Source organism: Flavobacterium sp. UBA7680, assembly GCF_002482975.1.
Lineage (GTDB): Bacteria > Bacteroidota > Bacteroidia > Flavobacteriales > Flavobacteriaceae > Flavobacterium.
Genome location: NZ_DLHA01000019.1, coordinates 152343 through 165072, shown reverse-complemented (window position 1 = coordinate 165072; position 12730 = coordinate 152343). Strand labels below are relative to the sequence as shown.

The following is a 12730-nucleotide window of genomic DNA, read 5'->3' as shown; positions in this document are numbered from 1 at the left end:
AATCCTAAATCCAATCTTTACCCAATATTTAAAGAATTTACTAACTGAAAAGACTGAAATAAAATTCAGTTTATCAAAAAAATAAACCACATGAAAAAAGTTATAGCAGCAGTTTTGATTTTATCTTTTACACAAATAATTCAGGCTCAAAAAGGTTTTAAACCTCTTTTTGATGGAAAAACTACCAATGGCTGGCATACTTACGGTAAAGATTCGGCTCTGGCCGGATGGAATGTAGAAGACGGATTATTGCATTTTAATCCCGATGCGGCTAAAGACGGGCAGGGAGGAGATTTAGTAACCAATGCTGAATTTGAAAATTTTCATTTAAAACTAGAATGGAAAATATCACCAAACGGAAACAGCGGGATTATTTTTTATGTGAATGAAGATCCTCAAAAATACCCAAATACTTTTAGTACAGGTTTAGAAATGCAGGTTTTGGATAACGACGGTCATCCAGACGGAAAAATCACAAAACATCGTGCGGGAAATTTATACGATTTGATTCAAAGTAAATCAGAGCCTGTAAAACCAGTTGGAGAATGGAATAAAGCAGAGGTTATTAGTAATAAAGGAAAATTAACCTTGATTTTAAATGGAGTTACTGTAGTTGAAACAGTACTTTGGGATGATAATTTTAAAAAATTAATAGACGGAAGTAAATTTGCCGGATGGCCTGATTTTGGAACATTCAAAAAAGGAAAAATAGCGTTGCAGGATCACGGAAACAATGTATGGTACCGTAACATTGAGCTAAAACAATTATAAATAAACAGGAACAAAATGAAGAAACCGTTTTTTTTACTTTTTAGCTTGATTTTAATTATAAGCTGTCAAAAAGAGAGCAGTAAACCTGCAATTGTTAATCCTCCTTTAAAAGTTAAAAAAGAAGCTCCAAAAAAAACTGTATTAGAATATGGTATTGATGAAAATGACAAGGAAATTTATAATGCATCATCGGTAGATTCTTTGCCTAAATATCCCGGAGGCTTAAATAAGTTTCATGTTTTCTTAACGAAGACTTATGTTTTGCCAAAAAAAGCAGTTGAAGAAGAAGCGATAGGGCCAGTTTTTTCAACTATTGTAATTGAAAAAGATGGAACATTATCAGATATAAAGGTTCTTCGCGATTTTGGTTATGGATCAGGTGAAGAGATGCTAAGGGTTTTGAAATTATCTCCTAACTGGATACCTGCATTAAAGGGAGGAAAACGAGTAAGATGTTTGTACAGCGTTCCTTTTTATTTTCAGTAGGTAAATTTTTAGATAATAATATACCCAGGTTACCAATCTTATTTTTGGTAAATGGTTTTGATACAATATAACAATAATTTAGGGTCTTGTACACAAGTTCCACAATTTTGAAAGCCATCTGTTTATACAGATGGCTTTTTTCATTTAATTCAACACCTTATTTTACTGGGCGTAGCATTACTTTTTCAAGTTTGATTTTTTTGTAGATCAATATTGTTGAATTCTCAAATATTAATATAAAAATACTTTGAGTATGTTCAATTTTATTCAGGCTGTGAGTCAGCAAATCAAAAATCATCTAAGAAACTTTTTCAATCTGATTAAGTTAAACTGGAAAATTATCCTAAGTACAATATCTCAAGCAATCATTTCTGTTATCATTGAGTATTTAATAAAGATAATTTCCTAATTATGTTTCAAAAATCACCTGTTCCCAGCAGGTGATTTTATTTTATAAATTAAACAACCTCCTTATTCTACAGGACTTCGCATCACTTTTTCAAATTTTATTTTTTTTTGTAGATCAATATTGTTGAATTGGTCATAATTCTAAAAATTAAATTATGACATCAATTAAATATGACTTTACATCTTGTTACGACGCATATGACTTTTCACATATTGATTATGAAGAAATCTATCCCGATTTAGAACCAACTGTATTACATGAAGCATGCGAAGATTTTTTAAACGAACTTCTAGTTCAATGTGGAATAGTACTTCCTAAGCCAATCTTTGTTAGGTTTCCCGATCCAGTGAAATTGTTAATAACTCGTTCGAAAAAAGCAAGAAAAACCTTACCTGTTACGCCAAAAAGTATTATTTTTAATAAAACAAATATGAGCAAACATATTGATATTCAACTTGATACTGTACAGATTTTTAAATCTGTATATGACATGGGAAAGGTATTAAATACAGAAATAGCATGTCGTGAACACTTGGAAAAACTTCGTTGGAACGGAGAACCAATTTGTCCACATTGCGGAAGTCAACGTGAAAACCATTATCGTATCAAAAAGAGAGGATATGATAATGGTTATTACAAATGTAAAGATTGCAGACTACCTTTTAGTGTTACAAAAGGAACAATCTTTGAAAAATCAACTATTCCTTTGCAAAAATGGTTCATGGCTGTTTTTATGTTTACAACAAATAAGAAAGGCGTAAGCAGTTATCAACTAATGAGAGAAATAGGTGTAACTCAGAAAACTGCTTGGTTTATGCTAAGTAGACTTAGAAATTCAGTTCGAATGAGAGACGATTTCGAATTTGACGGTATTACTCAAGTTGATGAAACTTTTATTGGAGGAAAAAACAAAAATCGTAGCAAAGGAAAAAAGGTTGATAATACACAAGGTAGAAGTACTAAAACAAAAACTCCAGTGTTTGGAATGCTCAACAACGGAATTGTTTACACTGAAGTAGTTGAAAACACAGAAGGTGCTACTCTTAAAGGTATCATCAATGAGAAGGTTAAAAAAGGTTCTACAATTGTAAGTGATGGATGGATAGGATATAATGGACTATACAAACAATATAGCCATAAAGTTATCCAGCATAATTTAGGATTTTTCAAGAAAGGCTCATACCACACTAATGGAATTGAAGGATTTTGGGGGCTTTTAAAACGTGGTATTATTGGAATATATCATAAAACAAGTGACAAGCACTTACATCGTTATTGTGATGAATTTGTATATCGATATAATACCAGAACAATGAGTGTCGGAGAACAATTTAACTTTACGTTGATTAATTGTGATGAGAGGTTAAGATATAAGGAGTTGATTTCGTAAATATATTGTAATTCAATTATCTTAGACCTGGGAATGACTACACAACACTTGATATTCGTCTATGGCAAAGAAATACAAAAAATATGATCGTATTTTCAAAATAGATGCAGTCCTATTAAGCTATGAAAAAAACACTCTTAAAGAATTTTCAGAAGAACTTGGAATATTACCATGTCTACTAACACGTTGGAGAAAAGAATATCAAAAATTCGGAGAAGGGAGTTTTCTAGGATCAGGATACGACAGAATAAATCCTGAAGATAAACCAATTTTTGATCTAGAAAAAAAATCAAAAGAATATGAGCTCAGATACGAGATTTTAAAGAATGCAACACCTTTTCTTTATCGAGGCAATTTAGCAATTTATGAGTTCATAAGAGATAATGAGCATCAATATTCAATATTGAGAATGTGTGAAGTGTTAGAAGTGGGATATGGTAAATATCATCGATGGAAAAAGAATGGGATTTCTGAAAAACAACGCCAGACAAGTATTTTAAAAGACGATATAAAATCGTTGTTTTTTCGTTTTAAAAAGCATTATGGCAGAAATAAAATCACAAAAGAACTACATAAGTTAGGATATAAGATATGTGAAAGGCAGGTATCGTTTTATATGCATCAATTAGGATTAAAGCATATCAAGAAAAGAAAATTTAAAGTAACGACCGACTCCAAACATGGTTATTATACTGCACCAAATATTTTAAATAGAGAATTTAAGGTGTGTGAACATTCTAGAGTATGGACATCGGACATTACTTATCTTACGACTCAAAAAGGTTTTTTATATCTTACAATTATCATGGACTTATACGACCGTAAAATAATAGGCTGGAGTCTAGGAGCTAGACTTTCTACCAATAAAACTACATTACCTGCATTAGAAATGGCAGTAACAAATCGTAAAATATCAAATGGATTGATATTTCATTCCGACAGAGGTATTCAGTATGCAAATAAAGCTTTTTCAAAAAAACTTGAGTCTTATAAATGTATAAGGAGCATGAGTCGTAAAGGAAATCATTTTGATAATGCTATAACTGAAAGTTTTTTCAGTTCTTTAAAAAGAGAGTTAATTGACAGAAAAAGCAATCTACGAACTAAGAAACAGATGAGGGTAGAAATATTTGAATTTATAGAAAAATGGTACAATTCAAAAAGAATACATACTGCATTGAATAATAGAACTATAGAGCAATTCAATGCAGATCACTATTTTGAAAATATTTTTAAATATGAAAAAGGCAGATAAAATAATACTTAAAGAAAGAAAAATTCTTGAACTTGAAAAAAAAATTAAGAAATCAGATTTGAAATTTGAAATTCTAAAAAGTGCTGGTATATGCCTTCATCAAGGAAAGTCTAAAGTTTTTGATTTTATACTAAACAATGAAAAAACATATTCTATTAGATTAATGTCAGAAGCTTTAGGTATAAATAGAAGAGAATATCATGCATGGAAAAATGTACCATTGAATGAAACTCAGAAAAGAAAAATTTTAATGCAGAAAGAAATAACTTCAATATTCTTTACTTTTGAAAGACGTTATGGCAGTGACCGAATTGCCACAGAACTTCAAAAATCAGGATATCAATTATCAGCAGTGACTGTAAGAAAATATATGAGTGAAATGGGATTGACAAGTATGGTAAAAAAGAATTAGACCAAAGTATAGTTTTTTTTCAGTTATATATACTATAAAAATCTACCCTATGAAAACATTAACTCAACGTATTGAAGAATCATTAAATAAGACAATCAAGAAAGTTGAAGAGAAACCTGTCGAAGAAGATTTGTCAGATATAATGAGAACAAGTATTGCAAAAGATAGTGCAATTACAAGAGGTACGTCGAGAGATGCGGAGGATAAAAAATAACTATCGACTCAAAGCAAATTGAATTTGTCTTGTTAAATCTTCTTTGAGCATTATCAATATGAATTTCATAAAATCCGTTATTTCTAACGAAGCTTCACTAGAATGAGATTCGCCTATAAAAGTTGCAAATATTATCTTTTCGTCAATATATTCGACTTCGATTGAAAAATCTACTCCTTTATATTTAGTTATATACTTGACAGCATATATCTTTTCTAAGTTATTAATCAAGGATAATGTAAACAAGTTCTTCTTATCATATTTTCTAATATGATTATCTAAATTGTTTTTAATTAGATTATATATTTCACTCATTAGTTTCCTTTTAAAGTAAGGAATAAAGATACTTAAAAATTTATACAGACGAAGTTTGAACATAATAATGATATTTTAAACTATGTATAATAAAACAATATTCTGTTCATAAACTATCACAACATTGTTTAGTTTCATTGTTACACGTCGTCCTTTTTATTTATTTTTGTATTGTAAAAATATTCGTGCTTAATTACGTTATTGCTAAATCTAAACTACCACCCTGAGGCTCAACGGCTTCTCGATTTAACAAGCAAATAATGTATGTAAGGTACGCCGCTATGGCGTGGCTTTGCATCATTGCTTGTTTAAGGGTGTGGTAGCCCAGGATTTAGCTTGGTGTAATTGTCCACGCTTCTTTTTTCCACTAAACATTTATAAATCCAAATTACCACACCAATGAAAAAGCACTACCAAAAGTACTGCATACATTTTGCGTACGCCATTATTTCCATTTCTACATTTTTATTTTCCACAAGAACTTTCAGTCAAGAAAACAATTCTCTATCAATTTCAGAAGACATCTGTAAATACGTAAAAGAGAAAGATTTAAAATTACAACGGATAGTCCATGATACGATTATCGAAACTAAAAGACCTGTTTTATTTATGAGTAACGAACTTCTAAATGATAATGAGATCATCGGTTCATATTCAGCAACCCCAATTAAATATCGTCATGCAAGAAGAGATGACCGTCGAGGTAAATATATTGAAAGCGAGTTGGTCGATAATTCAATAGAGTACAACAATGACGGCAGTTTAACTGAAACCATTTATGACATTTACAAAAATGATTCTTCAGGTAAATTGTATGCAATAAAAGATGAAAGTCTAAAATCTATTTCTGACTATGTTAAAACGAAAGAACTTATTAAAATTGTTGAGAAACAAGGATTCAAAGTTTATAAAACACAGGAAGCTTATTACGAAAACTACTATTACATCAAATCTAAGACTTGTGAGGTTAAATTAGATAATTGGACGTATAACGAACTGAAAAAGAATATATCTTATATAACCTCATTAGACAGTTACCAGATTAAGTTGAAATCATTAGTTCAGCAGACGGTTCCACATTCAAAAAGTCTTGACAAGTATCTTGGACTTTATCGAATACAAAGAAACAAAATGTCTACTGCTAATATAAATGCGTGGAAAAATGCAACGGCACAAGCACAAAAGCTTAATGATCAAATCTCAAAGCTTGGAGAACAATATGCAGGAAATTATTCTTTCACTCCGTTTGATAGAATGACAGGTTTGAGACAACAATTTACAGATAACTTAGGAGCTTCTAAGGGAGTGTTGGGAATGTAGATTCTTTTCAAACCAATAATTTTAGATTTCAAATATTTAACAAAACCGTCTTATTTAAGACGGTTTTTGTTGTTTAACATATATTATATTTTTGAATTGTTATAGAATATTGTTAAAATGTTATATAATTTTCATTTATTCCAAAGCTCTTCTCGCTGGTAATCAATGTATTACAATAAAGTGTTAAAGTTTACAAACAATATAGTTGTGGAAAGTGATAAAAATTGATATATTTGTGTCTTATGCTTACTCGATAAAGCAATAAAAGGCATTCTAAAGATGATGCCTTTTAAATGATACGAAATCAGTTTTACATCGATTAGTAAAATCTGAATGTTTTTGTTCTTTGAAATAAGACTCTGTAAAAATGATAAGGCTGAACTTATCATACCAATTTTATAATTTAACACATCATAACAACATGATGCAAAATGAAGCTCCGGCTGGTTATAGATATATTTACTCTAGATACAGAACTATCAAGGGTAAAAGACAATATAAAGCAGATGGTGGTTTATATAGATTTCTCGTAAAAATCTAAAAAACTATCATTTTTAAAATATTATGGTATACAGATCTTTTCAAAGAGAATGCTGTTGATGGTAAAAGAAGTTCCACGTAATCGGGTGGGACTTTTTTATTTTAGAACAGCTTTTTAAATGTCATTCGTATGACATTTTTCGACTTAACAAAAATAACTTTTTATATAAATATACAACATATCTACAGCTAATCCTATTAATTTATAATCATTATAAATAAGCTAAAATGCTGATTATGTGTATTTTATGTTTAAATATGTTTTTAAGCATAGTCAAAGGTATTAAATTTTATTATTTTTTGTAGGTTTTTACCTGTAAAGTTTTGTTAAAAAATTATTTAGTATCGGTCTAAAAAGAACTAATTTAATCAAATTTAAACTTTTTTAAGCATTAAAAACGTTGAAAAACAAATTTAAACGATGAAAAACGATTTAAATTAAAACATAAAATCGTCTATTCAGACGGTTTTTCTTTTTCTAAAGATTCATCTTCATTAACAATTTCTTCCTTGTTGTCAATTTGATTCTCTATAACTGTTTGCTGTTCTTCTTTTACAGGTGCAAAACTTTCCTGAATGTGATTAGAAAGTGTTTTCATGATATCTTTGTTTAAAATTATATAGTATATATAATTAAACAATAATCAGGTTGAATAAGACATGTTTGCGTTAGCTAATTAACGATACTCTCCTCAAAGTCTTTAAATTTGAAATAGAAAAATTGATATATTACTATATTTTTTCATATCTTAGAATAAAGCTGTTTTTATGGAAGTTAAGAATGAATTATTTAAAAACGTACTCAAAATTCTTGCTCAAAACCCAAGCAAGTTATACAGTTTAGAAGAATTAACTATGGCTGTAATCCCTAATAACCTTTTATATCAAGATATTTCATTTGAAAGAGAATTTCAAGCCCAAGTATTAAATGCGCTTATTAGTTTAGAAAATGATGGTCTGATAACATTAAATTCAAATACAGATGAAAGTTCTATTAAGTCGAAAGGGCTTTTTACAAGTTGATAATTTTGTAAGTTAATCGCTTAAATTTATTTTATTTTTTATACCTTTGACAAGGTGTTATTTGCATTGAAAATAAGACAAGAATCATCCTAACATTATAAGCCTGTGCAGACTAACACAGAATAATCTTTAAAATTAGAAGGGATATCGGGCTACGATTTTAATTGATTTTAAAGAATATTAAAAGAGCAAATAGAAATATCTGCTCTTTTTTGTTTTGATATATTCTGTGATAAAATAAAAATGTCTCTTATGGCGGATATCTTCAAATTGTACACAGGGTATTATTATCTTATTAAAAATCTAGGTTTTGTTTAGAAATTAAAGTGGTAACCTGGGTATATTATTATCAATTTTTAATAAGCAAAATTGCCTATTAACTGCGGTGTTTTAAAAAACAGCCAAAATTTCTCAAAGCAATAATAACAGGAATAATGCCTTTACCGTTTTCGGTGAGGCTGTATTCCACTTTTGGCGGTACTACAGGATATACAGTTCTGTGGACTAATCCATCATTTTCAAGATCCTTAAGCTGATTGCTAAGTACTTTTTCTGAAATAGATCCCAATTCTTTTCTTAATTCAGTATAGCGTTTAATAGGCTGTAATGATAATCTGTATAGAATAAGAATTTTCCATTTGCCACTAATACTTTTGTTCGCAAGTTCAACATGACAGGAAAAAAAGCTGTCACCATCGGTATAGTTTTCCGGACTTGTATTTTTTTCTATTTTTTTTTCGTCCATAACGATCTAATTTTCTACAAATCTAACCAATATGTTCATAGCTAACCAAATGGTTAGTACTTTTCTGGGTGAAAATCAGCACTTACATTTGTCTAAATAATTCGGTTTAATTCTTTTAAAAAGCCGATAAAATTTAGAAAATATGCTAAAAATAGGAATCATGAGTACGGCAAATATTGCACGCTCATTTACAGAAGCCATAAAAGGTTCTTCGGAAATTAAAGTTACTGCAATTGCCAGCCGAACTTTAGAAAGCGCTGCAGCATTTGCAAAAGAATTTGATATCGAAAAATCATATTCATCGTATCAGGATCTTTTGGATGATGCGGATTTAGATGCGGTTTACATTCCACTTCCAAACTCCATGCATGCAGAATGGGTTATAAAAGCTGCAAAGGCAAAAAAACATATTTTATGTGAAAAACCAATTGCCTTAACTGTCGAAGATGTAAAGGAAATGTACGAACAGGCAATGCTTAATAATGTATTCCTGATGGAAGGATATCCGTATAAATTTCAGCCGCAGACTATTTTGTTATTAAAAAAAATTGAAGAAGGCGAGATTGGAGAAGTATCACAAATCTATGCCGATTTTGGATTTACAGTTGATGATGCTGAAAACAATATACGCTTAAAACCCGAACTTGGCGGAGGTGTAATGTGGGATGCAGGTGCTTATCCGGTAAGTATGATTCGTGCTATTACGGGCGAAAAAGCGAATGAAATAATGGCTTTCGGTAAGTTAAATGACCAACAGCTTGATATTTCTGTTTCGGCAATGCTGCGATTTAAAAGCAAAATAACGGCACAGTTAAACTGCAATTTCAGTGCTGCACCACATCGTTATGTCCGTGTGATAGGCGCAAAAGGTATAATTACCTGCGGATATAATAATGTTACAAAACCCAATACAGCTTTTATAGAAATAAAAAAAGGTTTAGATTGGAACTATGAATTAGAAAAGATTGAAGTTGATTTTGGAAGCGGTTTTCGTTTTGAAGCAGAAGCCTTTGCAGATCATATTAAAAACTATAATAAAGAGGAACAGATTTTAATGATGAATGAATCTGTAGATAACATATCAACGATTTTAGATATTCTGAATATCATTAAAAATTAATAATTCTTCTATCAAATAAAAAACTGCTAAACCATTCGTTTAGCAGTTTTTATATTAATTATTTACAGGGTACTATAAATCTAATAATTCAACAGATGCAAAATGGATAAATGCATCTTCTGCGGTAATAGTATATTGTTTGATGCCAATTAAACCTCCCAAATTAAAGGTTATAACATCACCTTCTTGTGCAACAACCCTATATGACGTATTGTTTTGAATTAATGTTCCCGCTGTTCCTGTTGTAGAATTAGTAACTGTGAATGTTAATGGGGGAACAACAACACCAGCTTGTTCCAATTGAACAGCGATATTTACGCGTACAAACTTGTTTACGATAGTATTATGCTTCTGCTGAAGCGTTGCAGCATTAAATTGAGGACTAATGCATAATGATAATAATAGTAGTATTGAACTGATAATCATCTTCTTTTTCATAGCTTTAAAATTAATGGTTAATAATGGTTTGATTTATATTAAAAATTGACTTTCTAAGTATGGATTTTATTTGCAGTAATCTTTCGGAAGTGTAGATTTAATGGTCTAATTGTGAGATATATAGACGGCTTGTAGAAGGGTTTAAAGGTAAATAAAATAGCATAATAATGATTAAAAAGAGTATTTTTTGTTTGATTTACAGATAGTTACAGTCAATTCTACTGCAATACAAGCCAAAGTCATTTATAGAAATAGAATAAAAAGAAATGCTGAACCTTTCTACTAAAACTCGCTATTATAGCGGGTTTTTTGTTTTTTACGTCATTCCGATTTTACTTCTTAAATAAAGCAAAATGATCTTGTGCTTTTATTTCGACCTCTCATGGATAAAAATCCCGCACTCGTGCCTTTTTTTTAATTTGAACTATAGCGTGATACTAATTTTATTACTGAAATGAGATACATGTGTCAATGTGTCTTAGAATCACTTTTCTAAACGAGACATAACTAAACTGAAAAGAACCAAAACACATAACAAAATGAAACCTACAAAAGAATTTACGGTAGCAGATTATCTGCTTACCCGACTCAAACAATTAAATGTCACTGAGGTTTTTCAAATTCCGGGGGACTATGTAAAACATTTTACACAGGCTCTGGAATACTTTGATGGAATTGAAACCATTGGAACTTCAAACGAACTAGATGCTTCTTATGCAGCAGATGCTTACGCACGTACAAGAGGTTTAGCCGCTGTATCTCTACAATACGGAGTAAGTACTTTTAGCGCATTAAATGCTATTGCAGGAGCTTATGTAGAGCGCAGTCCTGTCGTTGTAATTAGTGCCACACCGGGAGCCGATGCACGACAAATTGGGAGTATGTACAATGTACTTTACCATCACTCTACAGGAAATCTTAACGCAGATCAGGAAGTGTATGAAAGAGTAACTGTTGCTGCAGAAACCTTGAGCACTTCTGCAGGTGCACCTGAAAAAATCGATAAATTACTTATCGCAGCACTTACACACCAAAGACCTGTTTACATAGCATGTTATAAAGAGGTGTGGGGGGAACCTTGTCCAAAACCGTCTAGTAAAAAATTAGAACCTGAAATCATAAAAAGTGAACCAGCAGCACTTGAAAATGCTGTTTCTCAGGCTTGGTCACAAATTAGTCAGGCCAAAACACCTATAATTTTTGCAGGAGTAGAGCTTTTGCGACATAAACTAACAAAACAATTAGAAGAACTTATTAAAGCAAGCGGAATGTTGTACACTACAACTTCACTTGGAAAAACGGTTCTGGATGAGAAAGGCGATAAATTTATAGGAACTTATTCTGATCAGGCTTCAATACCTGAAGTTATAAAATTAGTCGAAGCTTCTGACTGTATTTTATCTTTAGGAACTATTATTACCGATGATTATTTATGGCTGGTAGAAAATAAATTTTCGGATATGATTCAGGTAACAACTCAGGAAACTAGAGTTGGTTATTTTACCTATTCGGGAGTAACTTTAAAAGACTTTATCGAAGCCTTAACAGAGCGCTTTAAAAAAGCTTCAGGATATCCTTTAAAAGCTATAGCTCCGTCTCAGCCAAAATTCCCTGAACCTTGGCGATCTAATTCAGATCCTAAATACGATTTAACTCCAGAAGTAATAACGTTTAACCGCTTTTTTGAACATGCTACATCTTTTCTGAAAAAAGAAAAAATGCTGGACGATATTGTAATGACTTTTGGTGTAAGTTCGTCAATGTACGTGGCTACCAATATTTACGGATTATCTCAAAACGCCTATATATCTTCGGCAGCGTGGCAGTGTATTGGTTTTGAAACCGGTGCAGCTTCGGGCGCTCAGCTAGGGAGCGGTAAACAAGCATGGACTGTAGCCGGTGACGGTGGTTTTATGATGATCGCGCAATCACTTTCGACCCTTGTAAAATACAACATCAACTCTGTAATTTTTGTGATGAGCAATGGAGTATATGCAATTGAGCAAGTATATGTAGACATGGATTCGTTTAAAGCAGGTCCGGATCATAAATTTGACGAATTTGATATTCTTCCAAAATGGGATTATCAGGCACTTGCCAAAGCATTTGGAGCAAACAGCTATCGCGCTGAAACTGTTTCACAGTTAGACGAAGTACTTCTAAAACTTAAGAAAAAAACAAATCTTCCAACTCTGGTAGAAATTGTGATTCCTCAAAAAGATCTCGCACAGCAAATGGCAAGACTAGGAAATGAATAAAACCACTATCTATAAAAACTACTAAAAATTTAAA

14 protein-coding genes are annotated in these 12730 nt (G+C 31.2%); 10 read left to right on the top strand and 4 right to left on the bottom strand.

The window, feature by feature from the left end:
- The first annotated feature begins 90 nt into the window (after window positions 1-90).
- From B3C18_RS05720 to B3C18_RS05695, 6 genes are all read left to right on the top strand, one after another.
- On the top strand, window positions 91-771 hold the full coding sequence (locus B3C18_RS05720; protein ID WP_291143767.1) for a 3-keto-disaccharide hydrolase: 681 nt from the start codon (window positions 91-93) through the stop codon (window positions 769-771).
- 15 nt (window positions 772-786) lie between these two features.
- Window positions 787-1257: an energy transducer TonB gene (locus tag B3C18_RS05715; protein WP_291143764.1), complete on the top strand. Its 471-nt coding sequence runs from the start codon at window positions 787-789 to the stop codon at window positions 1255-1257.
- Between the two features lie 563 nt (window positions 1258-1820).
- Window positions 1821-3056 (top strand): IS1595 family transposase, encoded by a 1236-nt coding sequence (locus B3C18_RS05710; RefSeq protein ID WP_291143761.1) that lies wholly within the window; start codon window positions 1821-1823, stop codon window positions 3054-3056.
- Between the two features lie 61 nt (window positions 3057-3117).
- The gene (locus B3C18_RS05705; RefSeq protein ID WP_291143758.1) at window positions 3118-4311 is read left to right on the top strand and encodes an IS3 family transposase; all 1194 of its coding nucleotides are present in this window, start codon (window positions 3118-3120) and stop codon (window positions 4309-4311) included.
- Complete coding sequence (locus B3C18_RS05700) at window positions 4295-4723, top strand: IS3 family transposase (protein ID WP_291143756.1); 429 nt, start codon at window positions 4295-4297, stop codon at window positions 4721-4723. Before B3C18_RS05705 ends, B3C18_RS05700 begins: the two co-directional genes overlap by 17 nt.
- Before the next feature lie 49 nt (window positions 4724-4772).
- Window positions 4773-4937, top strand: a complete 165-nt coding sequence (locus B3C18_RS05695; protein ID WP_291143753.1) for a hypothetical protein — start codon at window positions 4773-4775, stop codon at window positions 4935-4937.
- On the opposite strand, the gene B3C18_RS05690 is transcribed toward B3C18_RS05695, so the two are convergent.
- Window positions 4938-5252, bottom strand: coding sequence for a hypothetical protein (locus B3C18_RS05690; RefSeq protein ID WP_291143750.1), 315 nt, complete (start codon window positions 5250-5252; stop codon window positions 4938-4940).
- 399 nt (window positions 5253-5651) lie between these two features.
- Here B3C18_RS05690 and B3C18_RS05685 point away from each other — a divergent pair, with 399 nt between their 5' ends.
- The gene (locus B3C18_RS05685) at window positions 5652-6572 is read left to right on the top strand and encodes a hypothetical protein (RefSeq protein ID WP_291143747.1); all 921 of its coding nucleotides are present in this window, start codon (window positions 5652-5654) and stop codon (window positions 6570-6572) included.
- A 995-nt stretch (window positions 6573-7567) separates the two neighbouring features.
- Here the strand turns inward: B3C18_RS05685 and B3C18_RS05680 are convergent.
- Window positions 7568-7711 (bottom strand): hypothetical protein, encoded by a 144-nt coding sequence (locus B3C18_RS05680; protein ID WP_291143744.1) that lies wholly within the window; start codon window positions 7709-7711, stop codon window positions 7568-7570.
- Between the two features lie 169 nt (window positions 7712-7880).
- On the opposite strand from B3C18_RS05680, the gene B3C18_RS05675 reads away from it, so the two are divergent.
- Window positions 7881-8135 carry a hypothetical protein gene (locus B3C18_RS05675; RefSeq protein ID WP_291143741.1) on the top strand — a complete coding sequence of 85 codons (255 nt, stop codon included), beginning with the start codon at window positions 7881-7883 and terminating at the stop codon, window positions 8133-8135.
- 376 nt (window positions 8136-8511) lie between these two features.
- Here B3C18_RS05675 and B3C18_RS05670 read toward each other — a convergent pair whose 3' ends face one another.
- Complete coding sequence (locus tag B3C18_RS05670) at window positions 8512-8880, bottom strand: winged helix-turn-helix transcriptional regulator (RefSeq protein ID WP_291143739.1); 369 nt, start codon at window positions 8878-8880, stop codon at window positions 8512-8514.
- Window positions 8881-9040: 160 nt separating this feature from the next.
- On the opposite strand from B3C18_RS05670, the gene B3C18_RS05665 reads away from it, so the two are divergent.
- The gene (locus B3C18_RS05665; RefSeq protein ID WP_291143736.1) at window positions 9041-10000 is read left to right on the top strand and encodes a Gfo/Idh/MocA family protein; all 960 of its coding nucleotides are present in this window, start codon (window positions 9041-9043) and stop codon (window positions 9998-10000) included.
- Between the two features lie 72 nt (window positions 10001-10072).
- Here B3C18_RS05665 and B3C18_RS05660 read toward each other — a convergent pair whose 3' ends face one another.
- A complete protein-coding gene (locus B3C18_RS05660) occupies window positions 10073-10438 on the bottom strand; it encodes a hypothetical protein (protein WP_291143733.1) in 366 nt (121 codons plus the stop codon).
- Window positions 10439-10977: 539 nt separating this feature from the next.
- Between B3C18_RS05660 and B3C18_RS05655 the strand changes: the two genes are divergently transcribed.
- Window positions 10978-12696: an alpha-keto acid decarboxylase family protein gene (locus B3C18_RS05655; protein WP_291143730.1), complete on the top strand. Its 1719-nt coding sequence runs from the start codon at window positions 10978-10980 to the stop codon at window positions 12694-12696.
- Window positions 12697-12730 lie beyond the last annotated feature (34 nt).